This is a genomic window from Streptomyces sp. 3330, from assembly GCF_031456635.1.
Classification (GTDB): domain Bacteria; phylum Actinomycetota; class Actinomycetes; order Streptomycetales; family Streptomycetaceae; genus Streptomyces.
Genome location: NZ_JAVDVA010000031.1, coordinates 54,242 through 78,040 on the forward strand (window position 1 = coordinate 54,242; position 23,799 = coordinate 78,040).

The window sequence follows — 23,799 nt, forward strand, 5'->3', positions numbered from 1 at the left end:
CGCAATATGTCCGGGCCGCTCGGACCGCCCACGGCCCGGCCCGCCGGCGGGCCGGGCTCCCGCCCGGCCCGGAGCGCTCTCGCTCAGGCGGCTTCCAGCTCGGCACGCGCCGCGACGAAGGCGTCGACGGCGCGGTCGACGTCCCGCGTCGAGTGCGCGGCGGACAGCTGGACCCGGATGCGGGCCCGGTCCTGCGGGACCACCGGGTAGGAGAAGCCGATCACGTACACCCCGCGCTCCAGCAGCAGTTCGGCCATCCGGCCCGCCTTCGCCGCGTCGCCGATCATCACGGGCGCGATGGCGTGGTCGCCGGGCAGGATGTCGAAGCCCTCGTCGGTCATCCGGCGGCGGAACAGGGCGGTGTTCTCGGCGAGCCGCACCCGCAGGTCGTCGGCCGACTCCAGCAGGTCGAGGACCTTCAGCGAGGCGGCGGCGATGACCGGGGCGAGGGTGTTGGAGAACAGGTACGGGCGGGAGCGCTGGCGGAGCAGGGCGACGATCTCCGCCCGGGCGGCCACATAGCCGCCGGACGCGCCGCCCAGCGCCTTGCCCAGGGTGCCGGTGATGATGTCGACGCGGTCCATCACCCCGTGCAGCTCGGGCGTGCCGCGGCCGCCGGGGCCGACGAAGCCGACCGCGTGCGAGTCGTCGACCATGACCATGGCGTCGTAGCGCTCGGCGAGGTCGCAGATCTCGGCGAGGGGCGCCACGTAGCCGTCCATGGAGAAGACGCCGTCGGTGACGACCAGCCGGCGCCGCGCGTCGGAGGCGTCCTTCAACTGCCGCTCCAGGTCCGCCATATCACGGTTGGCGTAGCGGAACCTGCGGGCCTTGGACAGCCGGATGCCGTCGATGATCGAGGCATGGTTGAGGGCGTCGGAGATCACCGCGTCCTCGGGACCGAGGAGCGTCTCGAAGACCCCGCCGTTGGCGTCGAAGCAGGAGGAGTACAGGATCGTGTCCTCCTGGCCGAGGAAGGCCGACAGCCGCGCCTCCAGCTCCTTGTGCACCTCCTGCGTACCGCAGATGAAGCGCACCGACGCCATGCCGTAGCCCCAGCGGTCGAGGGCCTCGTGGGCGGCGGCGACGACCTCGGGGTGGTCGGCGAGACCGAGGTAGTTGTTGGCGCAGAAGTTGAGGACCTCGCCCGGCCGGCCGCCCGCGGTGACGGCGACCGTCGCCGACTGCGGGCTGCCGATGACCCGCTCGGGCTTGTGCAGACCGGCGGCGCGGATCTCGTCGAGGGTGGCGCGCAGGTCGTCGCGCACGGAGTCGAACATGGAAAAGCTCCTCAGGGAAACGGAGGGATGCGGACGGCTCACGCGGTCCAGTCGAGGATGACCTTGCCGCCGCGGCCGCTCGCCGCGTCGGCGAAGGCCGCCTCGAAGTCGCGGTACCCGTACCGGCCGGTGATCACGGGGGCGAGGTCGAGGCCGCCCTCCAGCAGCACGGACATCGCGTACCAGGTCTCGAACATCTCGCGGCCGTAGATGCCCTTGATCGTGATCATCGAGGTGACGATCCGGGCCCAGTCGACGGGGAACTCCTCGGCGGGCAGCCCCAGCATCGCGATCCGGCCGCCGTGCGTCATGTTGGCGATCATGTCGCGCAGCGCCTCGGGCCGGCCGGACATCTCCAGGCCGATGTCGAAGCCCTCGCGCAGCCCCAGCTCACGCTGGCCGTCGGCGATGGCCGCCTGCGAGACGTTCAGCGCGAGGCTCGCGCCGATCTTGCGGGCCAGCTCCAGCCGCTCCTCGCTGACGTCGGTGACGACGACGTTGCGGGCGCCGGCGTGCCGGGCGACCGCGGCGGCCATCAGACCGATCGGTCCTGCGCCGGTGATCAGGACGTCCTCGCCGACGAGCGGGAAGGAAAGCGCGGTGTGCACGGCGTTGCCGAACGGGTCGAAGATCGCCGCCACGTCGAGGTCCACCGGCACCCGGTGCACCCACACGTTGGACGCGGGCAGGGCGACGTACTCCGCGAAGGCGCCGTCCCGGCCGACGCCGAGACCGACGGTGGCCCGGCACAGATGGCGGCGCCCGGCGAGACAGTTGCGGCACTTGCCGCAGACCAGGTGCCCCTCACCGCTGACCCGGTCCCCCACCGTGATGTCGGCGACGTCGCGGCCGGTGCCGACGACCTCGCCCACGAACTCGTGCCCGAGCACGAGCGGGGTACGGATCGTCTGCTGCGCCCAGCCGTCCCAGGACCGGATGTGCAGATCCGTCCCGCAGATACCGGTGCGCAGCACCCTGATCAGCACATCGCCGGGCCCGACGGCCGGCTCGGGGACGTCCGCGAGCCACAGTCCGGGCTCCGCCTGCTCCTTGACCAGCGCCTTCACGCTACGGCTCCTGTGGTGAGGGCCCGGTCGCGGGCAGCCCGAGGGGCCCCGCGTCCGGGACGACATGTGGATTCGCCCAGCAATCTGCCGTACTTCACCCGGCCCGGTCCATCGAGCTTTTCTTAAGCACCGCCACAGCTCCGCTTCACACGGGCGGCTCCGCTCGTCCGGACCGGCTTCCCGCACACCACGGTGGGGCGTGCCACCCTGGACCGCAACCGTCACAAGGCCGGCCGACCGACGTGGAGGCTTCGATGACCACAGCACGCGACCTGATGTTCGTCGCGATGGACGTGGCGCCCGTGCGCCCTGTCGGGCAGGGCGAACTGTCGCTCGCCCTCGCGGGCGCCGAGGTGATCGACCTCGTCGGGTCCGGAGCGGTCGCCGTGGACGGCGGCCTTCTCGTGCCCGGCCCGGCGCCCGCACCGGACGACCGTCTCCTGGCCGAGGCCGCGGCGTCACTCGTACGGACGACGCCGTACGAGTCGGTCGAGGACTGGCTGTGGCGCCGCGGCAGCGGCCTGGCCGCCGCCTACTCCGCCCGGTTCGAGGCGGACGGGCTGGTCGGCCGGACGCGCCACGGCCGGCTGCCGTTCCGGTCCGCCGCGACGGAGCCGCTCGACTCGCCCGCCCGGCGCGAGGCCACCGGACGCTGGGCGGCGGACGAGCCGGTCCTCGCCGCGCTGGGCGCCGCCGCAGGTCTGCGCGAGGAGCCCGCCGACGGCTTCCAGGACCTCCCGGGCGAACCGGTCGTGACGGTCCTGGCGTCGGTCGGCGACGCGGTGACGGAGCTGGAGGCCGTACGCCGGCGGCGGTCCGTCGAGGACGCGGCCTTCGACAACATCTGGCGGGCCCCCTGACCCGCGTGCCTCAGGGCTCCGGGAACCCGTCGCTCCCGCGCCGCTGAAGGTGTCCGGCCAGCTCGGCGGCCGTCGACTTGATGGTCTCCAGACCGGCCTTCCCCCAGGGCCTGGGCGTGAGGTCGGCGACGCACACCGTGCCCAGCACCATGCCGCTCGTGTCGATGAGCGGGGCGCCCAGATAGGAGCGGATGCCGTACTCGTCGACGACCGGGTTGCCCGCGAAGCGCGGGTAGTCGCCCACGTCCTCCAGCACCAGCGCCTTGCGCCGCGCGACGACATGCGGGCAGTAGCCGTAGTCGCGGGGCAGTCTGCGGCCCACCTCGGGCTTGCCGCCGCGTGCGGCCCGGCCGCCCCGCGGGGTGTGCAGCCCGGCGAAGAACTGCCGTTCCTCGTCGAGGAAGTTGACCATGGCGTACGGCGCTCCGGCCACCTGGGCCAGGCGGTCCGCGAAGGCGTCCAGGGCGGGCTCCGGCTGCGCCCCGAGACCGAGCCGGCGCAGCCGGCGGGCACGGGCGGGAGCCTCCTTGTCCTCCGGGGTGAGCAGCAGACGACCGGCCGGGCGCGGCGGGTCGTAGCTCATGGCCGGGTTCCGTCGCTGTGGACGTAGGTCATATACGGCTCCGGGGCGTTGGGGGCGGGGATCACATGTGGGCGCCGCGGCTCGGCTGGGGTGCGGCCGGTGCGTGGGCGATGAGGTGTTTGACGAGGGTGAGCAGGGTCTGGACACCGGACGCGGAGATGCGGGCGTCGCAGCGCACGACGGGGACGTCCGGGGCGAGGTCGATGGCGGCGCGCACCTCCTCGGGGTTGTAGCGGTGGGAGCCGTCGAACTCGTTGATGGCGATGATGAAGGCGAGTCCGCGTTCCTCGAAGAAGTCGACGGCCGCGAAGCACTCCTCCAGGCGGCGGGTGTCGGCGAGGATGACCGCGCCGAGGGCGCCCTCGGACAGTTCGTCCCACATGAACCAGAACCGTTCCTGGCCGGGCGTGCCGAACAGGTAGAGGACGTGGCTCGGGTCGAGGGTGATCCGGCCGAAGTCCATGGCGACGGTCGTCTCGACCTTGTTCTCGATGCCGTCGAGGTTGTCGGTCGCGGCGCTGACCGTGGTGAGCAGTTCCTCGGTGCTGAGCGGCGCGATCTCGCTGACGGCACCGACGAAGGTCGTCTTGCCGACCCCGAAGCCGCCCGCGACCAGGATCTTCAGCGCGGTGGGAAAGGGGTCGGAAACGCCGCCCGCGGGGGCGCCGTACGCGCGGTGCTCGTTGTACTCAGAGCTGTCGTCGTAGTCCATCGAGCACTGCCTCCAGTAGGGCCCGGTCGGTGGGGTTGTGGTGGAACTCGGGGGGCTTGGTGGTCAGCGCCCCGCAGTCGAGGAGGTCGGAGAGCAGCACCTTGGTGACCGCGGCCGGCAGCTTGAGATGGGCCGCGATCTCGGCCACCGACACGGGTGCGCGGGTCAGGTGGAGCGCGGTCGCGTGTTCGGGACCGAGGTAGCCGAGGGGCGTCGCCCCGGTGGCCATCACCTGCGACATGAGATCGAGGGCGACGCTCGGCTTGGTCCGGCCGCCGCTGACCGTGAACGGGCGCACCAGCCGCCCGGCCGCGTCGTCGAGCCAGGGCCCGTCGCCGGTCGCCGCCACGCTCAAGGCCCCATCACCGACGGTTCGACGGCGTGCTGCCGGGGCGCGGTCATGAGATACGGCCGGACGCTCTTGACGAGCATCGACATCTCGTAGCCGAGCACGGCCGCGTCGGCCTCCCGGCCGGCCAGCACCGCGAGGCACGCGCCGGAGCCCGCGGTGGTGACGAACAGCAGCGTCGAGTCGAGTTCGACGACGACCTGCCGGACGTCCCCGCCGTCGCCGAACCGGACGCCGGCGCTGCGGCCGAGCGAGTACAGGCCGGAGGCCAGGGCGGCCATGTGGTCGGCGCTGTCCGGGTCGAGGCCGTGGACCGACTTCACCAGTCCGTCGCAGGAGAGCAGCACCGCGCTCGTGGTGTGCGGCACGCGCTGCACGAGGCCGCTCATCAGCCAGTCGAGATCGGATACCTGGCCGGTCGGCGCATCGCTCGCCATGGTGGATCGACTCCTTGGGGTACGAAGGTCTGCGGGAGCGGTGGGGGTGGGGGTGACCGCGCTCATCCGGCTGGTGCGCTCCCGTCGTGCCGGGCGGTGGATCGGTCGGGACCGGGCAGGTTGGACCCGTCGCCCGCGCCGTACGCCTCGGACGGCGCGGCGGCGGGCGCGGGGTGCGCCTGCGGTATGCGGGACGGCTGCGGAGGCCGTGCGTCGGCGCGGACCGGGAGCGGCACGAGCCGGCCCTGGTCCGCGCCGTGGCCCGAGGCCTCGCCGCCCACGGCGCGGTGCTCTCCGGGCCTGCGGTCGTGCCCCGACGCCGGGTGGGCCGCCGGGTCGAGCAGCACGTCGAGGGGGGCCGGCGGGCGCGACGGCGCCGGGTCCAGGACGTCCGCCTCCAGGCTCTGCTGGGCCTCGGCCAAGCCGATGCCCCGCTGGAAGGCCGCCATCAGGTTGGGATCGTGCCCGGCGGGCTGCTCGGAGTCCTGGCGCGGGGCCGGGCCGCCGCGCAGCTGGGGCACGATGTGCTCCTGGGCGCGGCGGCGGGGCAGCTGGGGCTTGCCCATGGTCCCGCGCACCGTGCCGACGCGCGGGGTGGGCGCGATGCCCGCGTGCTCCTCGACGACGGGCCGGTCGCCGCGCCGGATGCCGGGCACGGCCTCGGCCGGGTTGGGCCGCTCCGCGCGGGCGCCCCGGACGGGCAGGGGCGCGGGTGCGCCCGGCTGCGGGATCGGTGCGGCGGGGGCGGCGCCGAGGCCGGGCCCGTCCGGCGCGGCGACCCGGGCCGGTTCTGAGCCGCTGGGACGGCCCTGCCCGGGCGCGGCGACGAGGGGCGCCCCGGACCCGGGCGTGTCCCGCGCCGGGGTCGGGCCCGCGCCCGTGACGTCCCACGGCTCCGGCGGGCCGGCTGGCGTGGCGCCGCCCCGCTCCCGGGCCCGCGCCGGGCCGAACGACCGCCCGGCGCCGTCGGTGTCGCGTCCCGGGGGCGGCGCCGAGGACCCGCGGGTGCCCGGCGTGTCCTGCGGGTGCGCGAGGCCCGTGGTCGCCCGGCCCGCGTCCGCGGTGTGCCGCGGGCCGGGCGACGACGCGGGGTCGGGTGTCCGGGCGGGGCGGGACCGCGGGGCGGGTGGCAGGGGCGGGCGTGCCGGTTCGGCCGGGGCGGGAGACGCGGCGGGGACGAGCGGCAGACCGGCGCCGTCGGTGTCCGGTCCGTGCGGGGCCGCCCCGGCGATGCCCGGCGCGGAGCCCAGCAGCGCCTGCGGGACGACGAGGACGGCCTGGACGCCGCCGTAGATGTTGTTCTGGAGCCGGACCCGGATGCCGTGCCGCCGGGCGAGCTGGGACACCACGAACAGGCCGATGCGGCCGTCGGCGAGCAGCCGGCCGACGTTGACCTGGTCGGGGTCGGCGAGCAGGGCGTTCATCCTGCTCTGCTCCTCGACGGGCATGCCGAGTCCGCGGTCCTCGACCTCGACGGCGAGTCCCGAGGTGACGAGGTTCGCGCGCAGCAGCACCTGGGTGTGCGGGGCGGAGAACACGGTGGCGTTCTCGACGAGTTCGGCGAGCAGGTGGATCACGTCGGCGACGGCGTGGCCGCGCAGTTCGCCGTCGACGGGCGGGACGAGTTTGACCCGCGCGTACTGCTCGACCTCGGCGATGGCGGAGCGCAGCACCTCGGTCATGGAGACCGGGTTGCTCCACTGGCGCCGGGAGACGGCCCCGCCGAGGACGGCGAGGTTCTCGGCGTGGCGGCGGATGCGGGTGGCCAGGTGGTCGACGTGGAAGAGGCCCTTGAGGAGGTCGGGGTCCTCGATCGAGTTCTCCAGCTCGTCGAGGATCGAGATCTCGCGGTGCACCAGGGACTGAAGGCGCCGCGCGAGGTTGACGAAGACCTCCAGCTTCTGTTCGCTGCCGGCCTGGCTGGACAGCTGCGCGGCCTGTACGACGGCGGTGACGGCCCCGTCGTGGGCGCGGGCCAGGTCGGCGGCGAGCAGCTCGAAGTCGTCGGCGTCGCCGGGCGGGCCGCGACGCGACGTGCGCCGGGGCGGGACCTCGCCGCGGCGCAGCGCCTCGACGACGGCCCGCAGGTCGGCCTCGCCGCGGGCGCCGGCGCGGCGCAGGGCCGCGACGCGGTCGCTGACCGAGCGGGCGGCGCGGTCGGCGGCCACGGCGGCGATCACGATGCCGGCGCCGGTCACCGCGACGGCGCCGGCGAGGACGGCCCACAGGGTCGCGCCGGGCCGGACGCCGGTGGAGCGCACGGTGAACAGGACGACCGCGCAGGCGCTGAGGGCGACGGCGGTCGGCGGGAGCACGGCGAGCCGCAGCAACTGGGGCCGTATGTGTGTCTCGGCCGACGCCGGTGCGGGGCGGACGACCGGCCGCCCGTGCCGTCCGCCCTCACGGCGGTCGGCGCGTGCGGCGGGTGCGCGGAGGTGAGACATCGGTGTCCTCGTACTGGTCCGTCGAGCCTGGCTGTCGGTCGGGAGAGCCGAAGAATTCGGCAAGGTGTCGCCCGACGGCCACTCACAGTAGTCGGCAACGCGTCAGGTGCGGTGGGCAGTTGACAAAGTCACCCGGCGAGCGTCCCGCTCTGGTATGAGGCTTCGCACGACAGACCGATAAGACGACACCCTCCGGGCGGCAACTCGGAAAGAAGTCGATCAGACCTGCTCAGAGGCGGTCCGGAAACGACTGTGCGGGCCGGGGAGTTTCTCGCTCCCCGACCCGCACGGTCGAACATCTCCGGTCCCTGTCAGCCCGCCGGGACCGCCTCCGGCGTATCCCCGCCCTCGACGACACCCCGGCTTTCGTCACTCTCAGTATCGGCTTTGGCCTTCGTTACCGTCGCGATCAGCGGCTGCCATCCGGCGGCCGGGGCGAGTGCCGCCTGACGCCACCAGGGCTCGCCCGGGACCGTCTCGGCGGCGGGCTCGAAAGGCTCACCGGGCCGGGGCAGGGCGGCCCGCGCCCCGACGGCCCGTGCGGCGGCCAGGGTGCCCTCCCCCGGGTCCGTCCACGCGTGGGTGGCGAGGTTGAACGTGCCCCAGTGGATCGGCAGCATCACGCCGCCGGGACCGCCCTGGAGGTCCAGGTGGGCGCGCATGCCCTCCTCGGGGGTCATGTGGATGTCGGGCCAGAAGTCCGAGTAGGCGCCGATCTGGATCATGGTCGCGTCGAACGGGCCGTGATCGGCTCCGATGTCCTTGAAGCCGTCGAAGTACCCGGTGTCGCCGCTGTGGTAGACCCGGTGCTCCTCGCCCGCGACCACCCAGGAGGCCCACAGGGTGTGCTGGGTGTTGCGCAGACCGCGGCCGCAGAAGTGCCGGGCCGGGGTGGCGGTCAGGGTGAGTCCGCCGACCTTCGTCGCCTCGTGCCAGTCCAGCTCGCGCAGCCGGTCGGCGGACACACCCCAGTGCTCGAGGTGGGCGCCGACGCCGAGCGGCACGGCGAACAGGGTGTCCGTGTCCGCGAGGGCCTTGATCGTGGGCAGGTCCAGGTGGTCGTAGTGGTCGTGGGAGATCACGACGACGTCGACCGGGCCGAGTGCGGCCAGCGGCAGCGGGACCGGGTGCAGCCGCTTGGGCCCCGCGAAGGGGAAGGGGGAGCAGCGCTCGCCCCAGACGGGGTCGAACAGGACGCGCCGCCCGTCGATCTCCGCGAGCACGCTGGAGTGACCCATCCAGGTCAGCCGCAGCCCCGTGGCCGGCGGCGCGGCGAGGTCGGCGAGGGTGGTGGGGTGCACCGGCACGGTGCCCGCGGGGGCACGGCGCGGGCGCTGTTCCTTGTCGAAGAAGACCTTGGCGAAGTCGAGCGCGGAGCCTGAGGGACGGGTCCGCGCCGGGCCGCCGGGGTTCTGGAAGACCCCGTCCTTGAAGTGGGGCGATCTGCGGATGCGCGCGAGGCGCTCTCCGCTCGGATCCGCGCCGAAGGCCTCGGGCTGCAGAGCGCGGAGCCCGGAGCTCAGGGAACGGAAACCGGACACGGTACCTCCAGGTGGAGTCGCTGAGGCATTCCATTATGGTCGCCCGCTCCGGCGACGCCCGGGGCCGGTCCGGTCACATCCGGCCGCGCGCCCGCTTTGACACGGTGCCCGCGCTCTTCCGATACTGACCCACTGTTCAGTACCAGCCCGCATCAGGCCCCGCCGGGTCCGCCGGGTCCACCGGTCGAGGAGTCCGTATGACCGCCCCCTTCCTGTCGCTGACCTGGACCGATCACGTCACCGGGCGCCAGGGCCACCTGGTCGTCGACCGGCTCGTGCGGGGCGTGTGCAGCGGCGGGCTGCGCATGCGGGCGGGCTGCACCCTGGAGGAGGTGACCGGGCTCGCGCGCGGCATGAGCCTGAAGGAGGCGCTGCACTACGACCCCGAGGCCCGCTACGTCCCGCTGGGCGGCGCCAAGGGCGGCATCGACTGTGATCCCCGGGACCCGGAGGCGTACGGACTGCTGGTGCGCTACCTGCGGGCGGTACGGCCGTACGTGGAGAGCTGCTGGACCACCGGCGAGGACCTGGGGCTGACCCAGGACCTGGTGGACCGGGCGGTCGCCGAGGCGGGGATGGTGTCGTCCGTGCAGGCGGTCTACCCGCTGCTGGACGACGAGTGCGCCGCGCGCGGGCGGCTCGCCGACGCCTTCGCCGTCGAGGTGGACGGCATCGGCCTGGACGAGCTGGTCGGCGGCTGCGGGGTCGCCGAGTCCGTGCTCACCGCCCTGGACCGGGCCGGAGCGGCGTACGCGGGGACGCGGGCCGCCCTCCAGGGGTTCGGCACCATGGGCGGCGCCACGGCGCGCTTCCTCACGCGTGCGGGGCTGACGGTGGTGGCCGTCGCCGACGTCAAGGGCACCATCGCCTGCCCGTCCGGTCTCGACGTGGAGGCGCTGCTCGCCGCGCGGGACGCCCACGGCACCGTGGACCGTGCGGTGCTGCGCCCCGGGGACCGCGAACTGCCGGGCGACGCGTGGCTGTCGGTGGAGGCGGAGGTGCTGGTGCCGGCCGCCGTGTCGTACGCCATCGGGGTCGAGGAGCAGGAGCGGATCGGCGCCCGGTGGATCGCCGAGGCCGCCAACATGCCCGTCCTGCCGGAGGCGGAGCGGCTGCTGCACGCGCGCGGGGTGAGCGTGCTGCCGGACGTCGTCGTCAACTCCGGGACGAACGCCTGGTGGTGGTGGACGCTGTTCGGCGACATCGGCGCGGACCCGGCGGAGGCCTTCGCGTACACGCGCCGCTCGATGCGCGCCCTGGTGGAACTGGTGCTGGCCCGCGCCGAGGCGGACGGCACGACCCCGCGGACCGCCGCGCACACGATCGCCGAGCAGCGGTTGCCGGTGATCGCGGAGCGCTTCGGGCGGTACCGGCCCGGCCCGTGAGCCCGCGCCGTCACGGACCGGTCCGGCGTCGCGCGCACCGACGGATTAGGGTGACGGCGTGGTGAGGGTCCGGTTGAGCGTGGCCGAGCGGCGCGAGGAGCTGCTGCGGGCGGCCATCGAGCAGATCGAGGCGCGGGGCGTGGCGGCGGTCAGGATCGCCGACGTGGCCGCGGCCCTCGGGGTGAGCAACGCCCTGGTGCTCTACCACTTCTCGACGAAGGAGAAGCTGGTCGCCGACGCGTTCGCCTACGCGGCCGAGGGCGATCTGGCTCGGCTGCGCAAGCTGGTCGGCCGCCGGACCACGGCACTGCGCCGGCTGCGCTCGGCGGTGCGCTGGTACGCGCCCACGGGTCAGGCCAAGGGCTGGCGGCTGTGGATCGAGGGCTGGGCGGTGTCGCTGCGCGAACCCGCGCTGCGCGAGGTCGCGCGGGATCTCGACCGGGAGTGGAAGGCGGCGCTCGCCGAGGTGATCGCGGAGGGCGTGGCCGCGGGCGAGTTCCGCTGCCCGGACCCGGCCGGCACCGCCCTGCGTCTGACGGCCCTGCTCGACGGACTCGCCGTCCAGCTGACGTCCTACGCGGGCACGGTGTCCCGGGCCCGCGCCCAGGAGTGGGTCGACGAGGCACTGGCCCGGGAACTCGATCTGGACCCCGGCACGTTGCCCACCCGGGGCCGCTGAGACCCGCCTCTCCCCGCGACCCCGGCCGCGCGCCGGCCGTGCGTCCGTTCACCGACACCGCCCGCCGCGCCCGCGGGCCGGTCCCGGGCCGGCCCGGCCCGCCGGATCCGGCCCGGCCCGCAACCCGGTCCGGCCGTCGGCTCAGTCCGCCAGCTCGTACACCGCCGTCACCGTCGCCGTCGCGCGGATCTCGCCGGGCGCGACGGGCACCCCGCCGAGGCCGGCGCCGGGGGTGTCCGCGGCCGACGGGACGGGACGCGGGGAGCTGGACGCGTCCTCACTGAGCGAGACGAGCCGGCCCAGGCGGCGGCCGCCGAGGATGGCGTACTGCTCGGCCTTGGCGTGGGCGTCGGCGTGCGCGGCCTCGCGCGCGGCGGCCCGCAGCGGGGCGGGGTCCGCGACGTCGAAGGCCACGAAGCCGATCCGCCCGGCGTCACCCGCGGCGTCGGTGACCGCCTGCACGACCGCGCCGACCTTCGCCACCTCCCGCACCTTCACGGAGAAGGACTGCGCGGCCTGGTACCCCGCCAGGCGGGCGGTGCCGCCGGTGTGGTCGTAGACGGCGTCGAGGGAGATGCGCTCCGTGCGGATGTCCCGGTCGGCGACGCCCTGGGCGCGGACGGCCGCCAGCAGCGCGGCGGCCGCCTTGTTCTGCGCGTCCAGCGCGGACTGCGACGTCATGGCGGTGGCCTCGACGCCCGCGCCGACGACCGCGAGGTCGGGCGGTGCGCTCGCGCTGCCCTCGCCGGTCACCGTGACGGTGGCGGGGCTGTCCGGAGCGAGCGGCCGGGCCGTCGCGGCGGGGCGGGCGGGCAGCGCGGCCGCCGCGGGCGCGGTGAGCGCGGGGACCCCCAGGGCGAGCAGGGAGGCGAGGGCCGCGGCGACGGGCGTACGGGAAAAGGGCATGCGGGACCGGTCCTTGGAGGTGTGGGCGGTGCCGGGCGGGGCCGGGTGCGGGTGCGGTCATCCCAGCACCCGCGCCCGGCCCCGCCCGGGCACCACTCCCGTGCGATCACCTCACTGGTGGAGCGGCCGGCCGTGCGCACTGCGGCGGGCGGCCGCGTCACCGCGCGGACAACGGCTCAGGCGACGGCCGCTATCCGCATCCTGATGTCGTCCGGCGACAGCGTGCCCTTGGCGATCACGTGGTCGCCGGAGGACTCCCCACGCAGCCGTCGTCCGATCCACGGCACCAGGTACTCGCGGGCCCAGTGGACGTCGTCGCGCCGCACGTCCAGGGTGCCGCGCGGCGGGAGCAGCGGCCACGGCTGCTCCGGGTCGGCCGGCACCTCGACGCCGAGCACCTGGCCGGCGCGCAGCGCCACGCGCGTGTGCCCCTCCGGGGAGAGGTGGAGACGGTCGCCGTCCCAGGCCCTGCGGTCCTGGACGGACTTCAGGGACCACAGGTCGAGGACCGGGCAGCCGTAGCGGTCGGCCACGGCGCGGACGTGCCCGTTGTAGGTGGCGATCTTGCCGCGCAGATGCTTGAGCACGGGGACGCCTCGGGTGTCGAAGCCGGTGGTCACCATGACGGTGCCGGCTGCGGCGGTCAGGGCCGAGATCGCGCGTTCGAAACGCTCGGCGACCTCGTCCGGGTCGGTACCGGGACGGAGGATGTCGTTGCCGCCCGCACAGAAGGAGACGAGGTCCGGGGCGAGTTCGACCGCCCTGGGAAGCTGGTCCTCCATGATCTGGTCGAGCAGCTTTCCGCGGACCGCGAGGTTGGTGTAGTTGAAGTCGCCCTCGGGCCGCCGGTCCGCGAGAAGCACCGCGAACCGGTCCGCCCACCCGACGAACGCCCCGTCGGGGCCGGGGTCGCCGACGCCTTCGGTGAAGCTGTCCCCCACCGCCACGTACGACCCGATCACTGATCTGTTGTCACTCTTCGAATCGTCTGCCACAGCAGTTCATCATTCACCTTCGAATGTGACCTACGCGATCGTAGGAAAGGGTTGACGGGCGGTGAGATAAGACACCCTTAAAGACTTTGCCAATCAGGGAATAAGGGACCACACCCGGAAGTCGTTGATGCGGAAATGGCTCCACGTGGTGCGGAAGGCGAAGTGCCCGCCCGTGTACGGCTCGGGGTCGACGTGGTCGAAGACGAGCCGGCCGTTGTTCCACCAGCGGACGACCGGGCCGTCGGAGACGATACGGACACGGTTCGGCTCGTTCGCGACGAGCAGCGGTTCGGTGCGGTCGAGGATCAGCGGACGCACACCCGCCTCGCCGACATAGCGGCGCAGCCTGGTCGTGGTGTTGCTGTTGGCGCCGTAGCCGACGTAGTACGTCTTCAGGTGGTCGTACTCGGCGAGCGCTCCGCCGCGCGGGGTGGCGAAGAGGTCCTCCGGGGAGCGGACGTCGACGGCGTTCCAGAAGTTGTTGAGGTCGGAGACGCGGTCGTTGGCCCCGCCCGCGGCGACGGGCGTCGCGGTGTACTCGAGGACGTACGGCCCCTGGAGCGGTCGCTCGAACCAGATCGTGGCCCCGGCGGGCACGTCGACCTCCAGCGTCCCGCGGGAGGCGGTGACCGTCCCGCCGCCCTCCAGTTCGGCCACCCACCGGCGCAGGCCGTGGCGGAAGTCGTCGTGGGCGATGAGGCGGCGACGGCGGGGCCGGGCGCCCGCGGCGCTCGCGGCGGGCGCCGGGCCGAGGGCGGACAGCGCGGCGCCGGCGGCCAGGGCTCCGAACGCCCTGCGGGTGGTCGTCATGTCGGTCGGCTCCTTCAGCGGGTGGGAGTGGTGAGTCGCGGCACGGGAACGCGGCGGGTCCCGGCGCCGGGGCAGTGGCCGGTGTACGCGGACCGGAGGTGGCCGCGGACGGTCCGGCCGAGGCCGCACGCGGGGTTCCGGGCGAGCCCGTGGACGCGGGCGCCGGTCGGCACGGCGCCGGTGTGCGGCCCCAGGGCCGGGTGGTCGGCGGCCTCGGCGAGGGTCTCCTCGCGCCGGCCGCCGACGAGGTAGCCGTGGAACGGGGTGGCGTCGCGAGCGCGGGAGACGACGCCGGCCGCGGCGCCCTTCATGACGATGCGTCGGTCGACGCCGGACACGGGACCTCCGGGGAGCGATGGAAAGCGCTTGCCCTGACGGAGATCACTCTGCCCCGACCCTCGTCCGCCTGTCGACGGGGCGGGAAGGGCTGCCACAGGACCGCAACAGAACGATCATGAACGCGCAGAGCCCCGCACCGGCCCGGCCCGCCCTCCGCGCTCTCCGGACATGCCGAAGGCCGGACCCGGGGATCGGGTCCGGCCTTCGGCCGCGTGTCAGGCGGGAGGTCGTCGGAGTCGGAGGGGGTCAGCCGACGGAGACGCCGTGCGAGCGGAGGTAGGCGATCGGGTCCACGTCGGAGCCGTAGTCCGGCGTGGTGCGGATCTCGAAGTGCAGGTGCGGGCCGGTCACATTGCCGGTCGCACCGGAGAGCCCGAGCTGCTGGCCCGCGGTCACGGTCTGGCCGGCCGAGACGGAGAGCTGGGACAGGTGGGCGTACTGGGCGTAGTAGCCGTCGGCGAGCCGGATGACGACCTGGTTGCCGTACGCGCCGCCCCAGCCCGCGGAGACGACGGTGCCCGCGCCCACGGCCTTGAGGGAGGTGCCGGTGGGGACGACGAAGTCGGTGCCGGTGTGGTAGCCGCTGGACCACATGCTGCCGGCGGTGTGGTAGGCGGTGCCGACCGAGGCGCCCGCCACCGGGAGCGTGTAACCGCTGGAGGTGTTCGCACCGCTCTCGGCGGCCTGGGTGACCGTCTTCGAGGAGGAGGAACCGGATGAAGAGGACGCCGAGGACGACGACTCGGCTCCGGACGCCTTCGACTTCGACGAGGACGAGGAGGAGGAGGAAGAAGAAGAACCGGACGACGCACCGGTGCCGCCCGTCGCGGCCTTCTTGCCGATCGAGAGCTTCAGGCCGGGATGGATCAGCGACGGGTCGCTTCCGACGGCCTGCCGGTTGTCCTGGTACAGCTTCTGCCAGCCGCCGTCGACGTCCTGCTCGTCGGCGATCTTCGACAGGTAGTCGCCGGACCGCACGGTGTACGTCTTGGCCGTCGTGGCGGTGGCGGACTTCTGCGCCACCGGGACGGACTGCACGGCCTGCTGGGGTACGGCCTGGGAAGCCGCCTGGGCGACGGACTGCGCGGGGGCCGCGTGGGCGCCGGCGGCGCCTATGAGCGGAAGGGCGAGCGCGGCGCCGCCCGTTCCGGCGACGGCGATGGAGCGAGTGAAGCGCTGGGTCTTCGGACGGCGGTGCTTACCCTTCGCGGGCATGGCGAATTCCTCTCCGGCGCCTGCGAGGTGAGCTGTCGGGTGCGGACTGGAGATGTCCGGCCGCGCCGAGGCGCGGCTTTACCCCAAAGCCTGTTCCGGAGACCGGAACAGGCGGTTGTGCCTGTGGGTCCCCCGCTCCTGCCGATACGGGTGAGTGTGCGGGCTCCGGGCGGTGGCAGGATTCGGCGTCCGTCCGGATTGGTGTGGAACGTAAGCGACCAGGACGCACAGGGACAAGCAGAGGTTGCGCCGCCGACGCCATTCTCTTGATCCCCTGTGCGAATCCCCGGTCACACTGGGTGAGCCGAAGGGTCCGTCCGGCGCCAAGCACCCTTGTGACGCATACGAATTACGTGAACATGACGGGCGACGTACGGTCACGGATATGACGCTGCTCACGTGACAGCTCTCCAGGTTCCTTTATTCCAGAGCGAGTTGGAAGGAAGGAGCCAATTCGGACAGAAACCTCAGATGCGACGCAGCCGGATAACCGTCGCATCAAGGTCGCCGCGCAGCCCGGTACGCAGTCCGTGGTGCAGCAGTACGGCCCCTCGATGCACTTCGCCCGTTTCGCGGCATTCGTACGATGCTGTCGGATCGAGTCCGCGCAGCCGCAGCGCCGGAACGGGCTCGCCGAACCGCTGTGCCTGGAGCCAGGCGAGGACAACGCTCTCGTCACCGCGCACGTACTGGACGGCGCTCAGACCGCCTGCCGGGGGCCGCAGCCGGTAGAGGTCCCCCTGCTGCACGAGCGGCCGGATCTCCTTGTAGAGGTCCACCCACCGACGCGCCTCGGCCAGGTCCTCGTCGCTCCACTCGGCGAGGTCCCCGCCGATGCCGAGCACACCGGCCATGGCGCTGACGAACCGGAAGCGCAGCGAGCTGACCCGGCCGTTGAGCTGGGCGTTCGGGCTGTCGGTGACCCAGGCCGCCATGACCCGGGCGGGATGGATCTGACTGAAGCCGTGCTGGATGTCGAGCCGGTCGAGCGGATCGGTGTTGTCGGAGGTCCACACCTGGTCGGTGCGGCTCATGATCCCGAGGTCGATACGGCCGCCGCCCCCCGAGCAGGACTCGAAGGCGACCCCGGGGTGCGCCTCGCGCAGCCGGTCCAGGAGCGCGTACAGGGCCCGCACGTGGTCGACCCAGAGGCGCTGCGGGTAAGGGTCGTCCGGCCATCCCGCGTCGGTGAAGCAGCGGTTGAAGTCCCACTTCACATAGTCGATGGGCGCGCTGGAGAGGAGCCCGTGGAGCTGCTCCCACAGGTACTCCTGGACGTCCTCGCGCGCGAGGTTGAGCATGAGCTGATTGCGGAACTCCGTCCGCTTTCGTCCGGATTGGAACTGCACCCAGTCGGGGTGGGCCCGGTACAGCTCGCTGTCCGGGTTGACCATCTCGGGCTCGACCCAGATGCCGAACTGCATCCCGAGGCCGTGGACGTGGTCGGCGAGGGGCTTCAGCCCGCCCGGGAACCGGTCGGGGTTGGGCTGCCAGTCGCCGAGCCCGGCGTGGTCGCCGGTCCGTGCCCCGAACCAGCCGTCGTCGACGACGAAGAGCTCCACGCCGATCGCGGCGGCCCGCCGGGCGAGCGCGCTCTGCTGCTCCTCGGAGATGTCGAAGTAGGTGGCCTCCCAGGAGTTGAACAGCACCGGCCGGTCCTGCCCTGCGTCCGGGACGACGTACGCGCGCTGGTAGGCGTGCCAGGCGCGGCTCGCCCCGCCGAAGCCGCCGTCGCTCCACAGGCCGGCGAAGACGGGGGTGGTGAAGGACTCCCCCGCGGCCAGCCGCAGCAGACCCGAGTCGTCGTACCCGGCGCCGCCGGTGATCTGCACGCGCGCGTCCGGCAGTTGGGCGACGGCGATCCGCCAGGAGCCCGACCAGCCGAGGGCACAGCCGTAGACCTCGCCGCGCTCCTCGGTCGCGTCGGTGTCCAGGGCGACCCAGGGCAGGTGCTGGTGGCCGGTGTGGCCGCGGCGGCTGCCGATCACCTTCTCGCCGTAGGTGAGCGGGGACCGGGTGAGCCGGGACTCGGCGGCCCAGCGGCCGTGCAGCTGCGACAGCCGCCAGTCGTCACGCTCGGGCAGGGTCCACGTGGCGGAGTCGGCGCGCAGCAGCTCCAGCGGCCGCTCGCCGTCGTTGCGCAGGGTCGTCCAGCGCTCGACGACATCGCCCCGCATCCGGTAGTGCAGGATGACGGCCAGCCCGGCGTCCCGGAACCGCAGCCGCAGCTCGTCGCCGTCGGCCTCGTAGTCCTCGTAGGACCACTCGGTGCCGCGCCCCTCGTCGGTGCGCACGGACAGGGCGGGCCGGACGAAGCGGGGGCCGCCCTCGACCGGGTACTCCTCCCGGCCGTCGAGCGGGGACTCGAAGGACGCCCCCCGCTCCGACGGCGGAAGGGCGGCGAGCGCCTCGGCGTCCGCGAGCGCGATGCCCGGGCCCCAGTGCAGGTGGACCAGCTCGTCGGCCTCGGTGAGGTGGAGGGCATAGCTGCTCGTCGGCCCCGAAAGGAGCCAGGTACGGCCGTTGTCGGCGATCTCGGGCATCAAACCCCCACTGATTCGAACAGGTGCGATCAAGCACCAACATCATCGAATGCCGTCGGCCCGCCGGGCAACTTTCCGCGGACGACTCTTCACCTGGGCGGACGCCCGGAGTACCGCCCGGGGACAACCCGTTGCCCGGGGAATCCATGTCGTATCGTCAGGGAGGTGTTCCCTCGGCCACCACGAGCCGCGCCGACGGAGACCGACAGGGAGGAAGCCCCGTGACGCAGCAGATCCCGTCGACCGAGCCCGAGCTGGCCGGTGTGCGCAACTTCCGGGACGTGGGCGGACTGCCGACCGCCGACGGCCGGCGGGTGCGCCACGGCGTGCTGTTCCGCAGCGGCCATCTCGCGCACGCGACCGACGAGGACGCCGCGTTCCTCTCCGGCCTCGGCCTGCACACGATCTTCGACTTCCGCAACGCCGCGGACCAGAAGCTGGAGGGCCCGGACGTCGAGCTGCCGGGCGTGCGCAATGTGAACCTGCCCCTGTCGGACCCGGCGGACGGCTCCGAGTTCTGGAAGATGGTCCGCGACGGCGAGATCGACCAGCTGCGCGGGATCCTGGGCGACGGCAAGGCCGCCGGCCGCATGATCGCCTCCTACCGCTCGATCATCAAGGAGCGGACGGCCGAGCACGCGCGGGTGCTGCACGCGCTCGCCGAGGACAGCGTCCCGGCGCTGATGCACTGCGCGGCGGGCAAGGACCGCGCGGGCCTGTCCGTCGCGGTGACGCTGCTCGCCCTGGGCGTGGAGCGCGAGGCGATCCTCGCCGACTACCTGGAGTCCAACGCCAAGCACCGCCGCTACCGGGTGCGCCGCAGCGCCTCCTCCGCCGACGCCTACTCCCCCGAGATCATGGAGCTGCTCAGCCCGCTCTTCGACGCGCGCGCGGAGTACCTCGCGGCGGCCTGGGAGACCATCGAGGAGACCTGGGGCGGCGTGGACGCCTATCTGGAGGAGGGCCTCGGGCTCACCCCCGGGACCCGCGCCCGACTGCGCGACCGGCTGCTCGACTGACGCCGGAGCGGCCATCGCGCCCGCCCGGCAGCGCGTCCGGCAGTTCGTCCGCGGTGCGTCCGACGACCCGCCCGGCCCCGCCCCCCGGAGGCCGCACCGGCCCCCGGGGCTCTACTGGTTGGCCCCGACCTCGAACAGCAGCCAGAGGAACGCCGCGAAGACGTGTCCCACCGCGATGTAGATGATCAGCCGGATCCACAGGGTGCGGGGGAACTTCTCCTCGATGTCCTTCATGGCGTCTCTCCGATGTCCGAGGGGGTCGGGCCCAGGCACAGCGTGGCCGTGGGGCTCTGCAGCAGGGTGTGGACGAAGAGCAGCTCGACCCCGTCGGCGTCCTGCGCCGCGAGGCGGTGCGGGGTCAGCGAGTCGAAGTGGGCGCCGTCACCGGGGCCGAGCAGCTCGGTGGTGTCGCCGAGGCGCAGCCGCAGTCGTCCGCGCAGGACGTGCAGCCACTCCTCGCCGGGGTGCACGCGCACGACGTCCCCCTGGGAGCCGTACGGCACATGGACGCGCAGGGCCTGCATCCCGCGCCCGGAGGCGCCCGCCTGCCAGTAGGTCCAGCCGCCCGCGCGGGTCGGCTCCATGGCGGCGGCCCGGACGACGGCGTCCCGGTCGGCGGACGTCTCGCCGAGCAGTTCCGAGACCGTCGTACCGTAGATGCGCGCGAGTGCGAGCAGCATCGGCAGCGAGGGCTGGCGCTGCCCGGTCTCCAGCCGGGAGAGATGGGCGGGCGACAGCCCGGCGGCGCGGGCCGCGGCCTCCAGGGTGAGGGCGGCACGGCGGCGCAGGGCGCGCAGCTGCGGGGCGACGGCGGGAAGAGCCCCGGCGTGTTCCGCCGGATTCTCGGACTCGGGCGAGCTCATGGCTTCATTCCACGCCGGAATTGCCTCTGCGGCAAATTTGTTGCCTCAGAGGCAAAAAGGCCGGGAGACGGGACGGCCCGCCCGGCCGCCCGCGCTCCCGGGCGGCTCAGCGGTTGGCCACCGCCTGCTTCACCAGCGTCCTGCCGAAGTCCCACATCAGCCCGCCGCCGCTGTGCGCGTCGTCCATCACCGCGGTGAAGGCGTCGACGAACCGGTCGACCTCCGCCTCGCCGATGATCAGCGGCGGGATCAGCTTGATGACCTCCAGATGGTCGCCGGAGACCTGGGTGAGGATCCGGTGCCGTTGCAGCAGCGGCACCACCACCATCTGCGCGAAGAGTCCCTTGCGGGCCGCCTGGAGCATGGCCCACCGGCTGCGCAGCTTCAGCGACCTGGGCCTGCCGAACTCGATGCCGATCATCAGGCCCCGGCCGCGGACGTCGGCCAGCAGCTCGTACCTGTCGACCAGCGCCGCCAGCCGGGACCTGAGCAGGTCGCCCGTGGCCCGCGCGTTGGCCACGATCTGGTCGTTCTCCAGCACGGACAGCACCGCGAGCCCGGCCGCCATGGCCTGCGCGTTGGACCCGAAGCTCGCCGAGTGCACCAGCACCCGGTCCATCGACGAGTAGACCTTCTTGAAGATCCAGTCCTTGCCGAGCGTCGCCCCGACCGGCACATAGCCCCCGGACAGCGCCTTGGCCACGCACACCAGATCCGGCTCGACGCCGTCCTCGTGCTGGTAGGCGTAGAAGTCGCCGGTCCGGCCGAGCCCCGTCTGCACCTCGTCCGCGATCAGCAGCGCCTTGTGCCGGCGCAGCAGCTCCTGCGCGGCGCGCAGATGGCCCGGCGGCGCCTCGTGCACGCCCTTGCCCTGGATCGGCTCGACGATCAGGGCGGCGACGTCTCCCTTCCGCAGTTCACGGGCGAGGGCGTCCAGATCGCCGAGCGGGACCGCCGTGTCGGCCAGCAGGGGCGCGAACCCGTCCCGGAACCCCGACTCGCCGTTCACCGACAACGAGCCCGTGGTGAGCCCGTGGAAGGCGTGGTCGCAGTACAGGACCCTCGGCCTGCCGGTGGCGTAGCGGGCGAACTTCAGCGCCGTCTCCACCGCCTCGGTGCCGCTGTTGCCGAAGAACACCCGGTCCAGGTGCGGGCTGTGGGCGAGCAGCTTCTCGGCCAGCAGCCCGGGCAGCGGCTGGCAGTCGAAGCGGGTCAGGTCGGCGAGCCGGGCGTCGAGGACGTCGTGCAGCGCCTTGCGGACGACGGGGTGGTGCCGGCCCAGCCCCATCACCCCGAACCCGGCGAGCATGTCCAGGTAGTCGTTGCCGTCCGCGTCCCAGAAGTACGCGCCCTCACCGCGCTCGTAGACCTTGTCGAAGCCGATCGTGTGCAGCATGCGCGGCAGCTGGGGGTTGAGGTATCTGCCGTGCAGCTCGTAGCGCTCGGCTCCGCGCTCGGCCAGGAGGGCGCCGAGGTCGAACTCCGTGGTCATTCAGCTTTCTCCTTGACTGGGCCGGTCGCCGGAGCGTCGAGGGACCGGACTTCCCCGGCGGCCAGGCTCGCGCTGATCCGGCCGGCCACCTCGACGGGGGTGAGGCCGATGTCGGCGAGCACCTCGCCGCGCTTGGCGTGCGTGAGGAACTGATCGGGGATCCCGAACCGCCGTACGGGCACGTCGACCTCGGCGTCGCCCAGCGCCAGCGCCACCGCCGATCCGACGCCGGCGGCACGGCTGTTGTCCTCGACGACGGCCACCAGCCGGTGCCCGGCGGCGAGCCCGGGCAGGGCCGGGTCGACGGGCTTCACCCAACGGGGGTCGACGACCGTGCAGCCGACGCCGCGGGCCTCCAGCAGCCCGGCGGCCTGCAGGCACACCGGCGCCATGACGCCGACGGCCACCAGGAGCACCTGCGGGCGTTCGCCCCGGTGCAGCACGTCCATGCCGCCCACCCGGCCCACGGCCGGCACCTCCGGTCCGACCGACTCCTTCGGGAAGCGGACCACGGTCGGCGCGTCGTCGACCGCGACCGCCTCCCGCAGCTGCGCGCGCAGCTGCTCGGCGTCCCGGGGGGCCGCGATGCGCAGTCCCGGGACGACCTGCAGCACGGACATGTCCCACATGCCGTTGTGGGACGCTCCGTCCACGCCGGTGACGCCGGCCCGGTCCAGGACGAACGTGACCCCGCAGCGGTGCAGGGACACGTCCATCAGCAGCTGGTCGAAGGCCCGGTTGAGGAAGGTGGCGTAGACGGCGACGACGGGGTGCAGGCCACCGGTCGCCAGCCCGGCCGCGCTCACCGCCGCGTGCTGCTCCGCTATGCCGACGTCCCACACGCGGTCCGGGAAGCGCTCGGCGAACCCGCCGAGCCCCACGGGATGCAGCATCGCCGCGGTGATCGCCACCACGTCGTCGCGCTCCTCGCCGATCCGCACCATCTCGTCGCCGAAGACGGACGTCCAGGACGGCCCCCCGGCGGGCGCGAGCGGCACGCAGGTGAGGGGGTCCATCGCGCCGACGGTGTGGAAGTGGTCCTCCTCGTGCGCGAGGGCGGGCTCGTACCCGCGGCCCTTCTCGGTCAGGCAGTGCACGAGCACCGGCCCGTGGAAGCGCTTGGCGCGCCGCAGCGCGGACTCGACGGCCTTGATGTCGTGCCCGTCGATGGGGCCGACGTACTTCAGGCCGAGGTCCTCGAACATGCCCTGCGGGGCGAAGGCGTCCTTGAAGCCCTTCTTCGCGCCGTGCAGCGACTCGTAGACCGTGGCGCCGACCACGGGGGTGCGCAGCAGGACGTCCTTGCCCCAGGCCAGCACGCGCTCGTACCCGTCGGTGGTGCGCAGGGTCGCCAGGTGGTTGGCGAGGCCGCCGATGGTCGGCGCGTACGAGCGCTCGTTGTCGTTGACGACGATGATCAGCGGCCGGTCCTTGGCGGCCGCGATGTTGTTCAGCGCCTCCCAGGCCATGCCGCCGGTGAGCGCGCCGTCGCCGATGACCGCGACCACATGGCCCTTCTCCCCCTGCACCTGCCGCGCCTTGGCGAGGCCGTCGGCCCAGCCGAGGGCGGTGGAGGCGTGGCTGTTCTCGATGACGTCGTGCTCGGACTCCTCACGGGAGGGGTAGCCGGACAGACCGCCCTTGCCGCGCAGTTTGGAGAAGTCCTGACGTCCGGTCAGGAGCTTGTGCACATAGCTCTGGTGGCCGGTGTCCCACAGGATGCGGTCGACCGGTGACTCGAAGACCCGGTGGAGCGCGACGGTCAGTTCGACCACGCCCAGGTTGGGCCCCAGGTGTCCGCCGGTCCTGGCGACCGCGTGCACCAGGAACTCCCTTATCTCTTCGGACAGTTCACCGAGTTCCGCCTCGGACAGCGCCTTCAGGTCGCGTGGTTGCCGGATGTTCTCCAGGATCGTCACGTCGGGCCCCCTTCGGTCCGTGCTGTTCAACTCACGTTGACGGCCGGCTCCCCCGCCGCGACGCCGTCCTGTTCCATCTGCTCGGCGATCTTCATGGCCTCCTCGATGAGGGTCTCCACGATCTTCGACTCCGGGACGGTCTTGATGACCTCGCCCTTGACGAAGATCTGGCCCTTGCCGTTGCCCGAGGCGACGCCGAGGTCGGCCTCGCGGGCCTCGCCGGGGCCGTTGACCACGCAGCCCATGACAGCGACCCGGAGCGGGAACTCCATGCCCGTCAGACCCGCCGTCACCTCTTCGGCCAGCTTGTAGACATCGACCTGGGCGCGGCCGCAGGACGGACACGAGACGATCTCCAGGC

At 73.2% G+C, this 23,799-nt stretch carries 23 protein-coding genes and 1 riboswitch; of the genes, 4 read left to right on the plus strand and 19 right to left on the minus strand.

What is annotated here, in order from left to right; all coding sequences use genetic code 11:
- Window positions 1–83: 83 nt before the first annotated feature.
- Together J2X68_RS34850 and tdh are read right to left on the minus strand one after the other, a co-directional pair.
- On the minus strand, window positions 84–1,280 hold the full coding sequence (locus J2X68_RS34850; protein ID WP_310436606.1) for a glycine C-acetyltransferase: 1,197 nt from the start codon (window positions 1,278–1,280) through the stop codon (window positions 84–86).
- 38 nt (window positions 1,281–1,318) lie between these two features.
- Window positions 1,319–2,347: an L-threonine 3-dehydrogenase gene (tdh, locus tag J2X68_RS34855; RefSeq protein WP_310436607.1), complete on the minus strand. Its 1,029-nt coding sequence runs from the start codon at window positions 2,345–2,347 to the stop codon at window positions 1,319–1,321.
- Window positions 2,348–2,601: 254 nt separating this feature from the next.
- Between tdh and J2X68_RS34860 the strand changes: the two genes are divergently transcribed.
- Window positions 2,602–3,207 (plus strand): GPP34 family phosphoprotein, encoded by a 606-nt coding sequence (locus tag J2X68_RS34860; protein ID WP_310436608.1) that lies wholly within the window; start codon window positions 2,602–2,604, stop codon window positions 3,205–3,207.
- 10 nt (window positions 3,208–3,217) lie between these two features.
- Here the strand turns inward: J2X68_RS34860 and J2X68_RS34865 are convergent, their stop codons facing one another.
- From J2X68_RS34865 to J2X68_RS34890, 6 genes are all read right to left on the minus strand, one after another.
- Entirely contained in the window at window positions 3,218–3,790 is a 573-nt protein-coding gene (locus J2X68_RS34865) for a GAF domain-containing protein (RefSeq protein WP_310436609.1), read from the minus strand.
- A gap of 61 nt (window positions 3,791–3,851) precedes the next feature.
- Window positions 3,852–4,502, minus strand: coding sequence for an ATP/GTP-binding protein (locus J2X68_RS34870; protein ID WP_310436610.1), 651 nt, complete (start codon window positions 4,500–4,502; stop codon window positions 3,852–3,854).
- A complete protein-coding gene (locus tag J2X68_RS34875) occupies window positions 4,480–4,851 on the minus strand; it encodes a DUF742 domain-containing protein (protein ID WP_310436611.1) in 372 nt (123 codons plus the stop codon). Before J2X68_RS34875 ends, J2X68_RS34870 begins: the two co-directional genes overlap by 23 nt.
- A 2-nt stretch (window positions 4,852–4,853) precedes the next feature.
- Complete coding sequence (locus J2X68_RS34880) at window positions 4,854–5,288, minus strand: roadblock/LC7 domain-containing protein (RefSeq protein WP_020129489.1); 435 nt, start codon at window positions 5,286–5,288, stop codon at window positions 4,854–4,856.
- 62 nt (window positions 5,289–5,350) lie between these two features.
- Window positions 5,351–7,732, minus strand: a complete 2,382-nt coding sequence (locus J2X68_RS34885; protein WP_310436612.1) for an ATP-binding protein — start codon at window positions 7,730–7,732, stop codon at window positions 5,351–5,353.
- Window positions 7,733–8,043: 311 nt separating this feature from the next.
- The gene (locus J2X68_RS34890; RefSeq protein ID WP_310436613.1) at window positions 8,044–9,273 is read right to left on the minus strand and encodes an MBL fold metallo-hydrolase; all 1,230 of its coding nucleotides are present in this window, start codon (window positions 9,271–9,273) and stop codon (window positions 8,044–8,046) included.
- A 197-nt stretch (window positions 9,274–9,470) separates the two neighbouring features.
- Between J2X68_RS34890 and J2X68_RS34895 the strand changes: the two genes are divergently transcribed.
- Together J2X68_RS34895 and J2X68_RS34900 are read left to right on the plus strand one after the other, a co-directional pair.
- On the plus strand, window positions 9,471–10,658 hold the full coding sequence (locus J2X68_RS34895; protein ID WP_310436614.1) for a Glu/Leu/Phe/Val dehydrogenase dimerization domain-containing protein: 1,188 nt from the start codon (window positions 9,471–9,473) through the stop codon (window positions 10,656–10,658).
- Between the two features lie 58 nt (window positions 10,659–10,716).
- The gene (locus J2X68_RS34900; protein WP_310436615.1) at window positions 10,717–11,337 is read left to right on the plus strand and encodes a TetR family transcriptional regulator C-terminal domain-containing protein; all 621 of its coding nucleotides are present in this window, start codon (window positions 10,717–10,719) and stop codon (window positions 11,335–11,337) included.
- A 141-nt stretch (window positions 11,338–11,478) separates the two neighbouring features.
- On the opposite strand, the gene J2X68_RS34905 is transcribed toward J2X68_RS34900, so the two are convergent.
- The 6 genes from J2X68_RS34905 to J2X68_RS34930 all read right to left on the minus strand — a co-directional run bounded on the left by J2X68_RS34905 (window position 11,479) and on the right by J2X68_RS34930 (window position 18,145).
- Entirely contained in the window at window positions 11,479–12,243 is a 765-nt protein-coding gene (locus J2X68_RS34905) for an SIMPL domain-containing protein (RefSeq protein ID WP_310436616.1), read from the minus strand.
- Window positions 12,244–12,419: 176 nt separating this feature from the next.
- Window positions 12,420–13,205 carry an SGNH/GDSL hydrolase family protein gene (locus J2X68_RS34910; protein WP_310436628.1) on the minus strand — a complete coding sequence of 262 codons (786 nt, stop codon included), beginning with the start codon at window positions 13,203–13,205 and terminating at the stop codon, window positions 12,420–12,422.
- 126 nt (window positions 13,206–13,331) lie between these two features.
- The gene (locus J2X68_RS34915) at window positions 13,332–14,048 is read right to left on the minus strand and encodes a DUF6250 domain-containing protein (RefSeq protein ID WP_310436617.1); all 717 of its coding nucleotides are present in this window, start codon (window positions 14,046–14,048) and stop codon (window positions 13,332–13,334) included.
- 14 nt (window positions 14,049–14,062) lie between these two features.
- On the minus strand, window positions 14,063–14,386 hold the full coding sequence (locus tag J2X68_RS34920) for a hypothetical protein (RefSeq protein ID WP_310436618.1): 324 nt from the start codon (window positions 14,384–14,386) through the stop codon (window positions 14,063–14,065).
- Window positions 14,387–14,633: 247 nt separating this feature from the next.
- Window positions 14,634–15,602 (minus strand): LysM peptidoglycan-binding domain-containing M23 family metallopeptidase, encoded by a 969-nt coding sequence (locus J2X68_RS34925; RefSeq protein WP_310436619.1) that lies wholly within the window; start codon window positions 15,600–15,602, stop codon window positions 14,634–14,636.
- Window positions 15,603–15,606: 4 nt separating this feature from the next.
- A riboswitch (cyclic di-AMP (ydaO/yuaA leader) is annotated at window positions 15,607–15,800 on the minus strand.
- 269 nt (window positions 15,801–16,069) lie between these two features.
- Window positions 16,070–18,145: an alpha-galactosidase gene (locus J2X68_RS34930; RefSeq protein WP_310436620.1), complete on the minus strand. Its 2,076-nt coding sequence runs from the start codon at window positions 18,143–18,145 to the stop codon at window positions 16,070–16,072.
- Window positions 18,146–18,366: 221 nt separating this feature from the next.
- Between J2X68_RS34930 and J2X68_RS34935 the strand changes: the two genes are divergently transcribed.
- On the plus strand, window positions 18,367–19,164 hold the full coding sequence (locus J2X68_RS34935) for a tyrosine-protein phosphatase (RefSeq protein WP_310436621.1): 798 nt from the start codon (window positions 18,367–18,369) through the stop codon (window positions 19,162–19,164).
- A gap of 111 nt (window positions 19,165–19,275) precedes the next feature.
- Here the strand turns inward: J2X68_RS34935 and J2X68_RS34940 are convergent, their stop codons facing one another.
- The 5 genes from J2X68_RS34940 to J2X68_RS34960 form a co-directional block, all read right to left on the minus strand.
- Entirely contained in the window at window positions 19,276–19,398 is a 123-nt protein-coding gene (locus J2X68_RS34940) for a DUF6126 family protein (protein WP_020129477.1), read from the minus strand.
- Entirely contained in the window at window positions 19,395–20,027 is a 633-nt protein-coding gene (locus J2X68_RS34945) for an XRE family transcriptional regulator (RefSeq protein WP_310436622.1), read from the minus strand. Before J2X68_RS34945 ends, J2X68_RS34940 begins: the two co-directional genes overlap by 4 nt.
- A gap of 106 nt (window positions 20,028–20,133) precedes the next feature.
- Window positions 20,134–21,519 carry an aspartate aminotransferase family protein gene (locus tag J2X68_RS34950; protein ID WP_310436623.1) on the minus strand — a complete coding sequence of 462 codons (1,386 nt, stop codon included), beginning with the start codon at window positions 21,517–21,519 and terminating at the stop codon, window positions 20,134–20,136.
- On the minus strand, window positions 21,516–23,438 hold the full coding sequence (gene dxs, locus J2X68_RS34955; protein WP_310436624.1) for a 1-deoxy-D-xylulose-5-phosphate synthase: 1,923 nt from the start codon (window positions 23,436–23,438) through the stop codon (window positions 21,516–21,518). Before dxs ends, J2X68_RS34950 begins: the two co-directional genes overlap by 4 nt.
- Before the next feature lie 26 nt (window positions 23,439–23,464).
- The coding region (locus J2X68_RS34960) for a flavodoxin-dependent (E)-4-hydroxy-3-methylbut-2-enyl-diphosphate synthase (protein ID WP_310436625.1) at window positions 23,465–23,799 on the minus strand (335 nt) is incomplete at its 5' end.

Bases quoted from the DNA above. Each gene is read 5' to 3' on its own strand.
- J2X68_RS34930 (WP_310436620.1), bottom strand. From the start codon at position 18,145: ATGCCCGAGATCGCCGACAACGGCCGTACCTGGCTCCTTTCGGGGCCG.
- J2X68_RS34950 (WP_310436623.1), bottom strand. From the start codon at position 21,519: ATGACCACGGAGTTCGACCTCGGCGCCCTCCTGGCCGAGCGCGGAGCC.
- J2X68_RS34860 (WP_310436608.1), top strand. From the start codon at position 2,602: ATGACCACAGCACGCGACCTGATGTTCGTCGCGATGGACGTGGCGCCC.
- J2X68_RS34885 (WP_310436612.1), bottom strand. From the start codon at position 7,732: ATGTCTCACCTCCGCGCACCCGCCGCACGCGCCGACCGCCGTGAGGGC.
- J2X68_RS34870 (WP_310436610.1), bottom strand. From the start codon at position 4,502: ATGGACTACGACGACAGCTCTGAGTACAACGAGCACCGCGCGTACGGC.
- J2X68_RS34940 (WP_020129477.1), bottom strand. From the start codon at position 19,398: ATGAAGGACATCGAGGAGAAGTTCCCCCGCACCCTGTGGATCCGGCTG.
- J2X68_RS34905 (WP_310436616.1), bottom strand. From the start codon at position 12,243: ATGCCCTTTTCCCGTACGCCCGTCGCCGCGGCCCTCGCCTCCCTGCTC.
- J2X68_RS34925 (WP_310436619.1), bottom strand. From the start codon at position 15,602: ATGCCCGCGAAGGGTAAGCACCGCCGTCCGAAGACCCAGCGCTTCACT.
- J2X68_RS34945 (WP_310436622.1), bottom strand. From the start codon at position 20,027: ATGAGCTCGCCCGAGTCCGAGAATCCGGCGGAACACGCCGGGGCTCTT.
- J2X68_RS34865 (WP_310436609.1), bottom strand. From the start codon at position 3,790: ATGAGCTACGACCCGCCGCGCCCGGCCGGTCGTCTGCTGCTCACCCCG.
- J2X68_RS34895 (WP_310436614.1), top strand. From the start codon at position 9,471: ATGACCGCCCCCTTCCTGTCGCTGACCTGGACCGATCACGTCACCGGG.
- J2X68_RS34850 (WP_310436606.1), bottom strand. From the start codon at position 1,280: ATGTTCGACTCCGTGCGCGACGACCTGCGCGCCACCCTCGACGAGATC.
- J2X68_RS34880 (WP_020129489.1), bottom strand. From the start codon at position 5,288: ATGGCGAGCGATGCGCCGACCGGCCAGGTATCCGATCTCGACTGGCTG.
- J2X68_RS34915 (WP_310436617.1), bottom strand. From the start codon at position 14,048: ATGACGACCACCCGCAGGGCGTTCGGAGCCCTGGCCGCCGGCGCCGCG.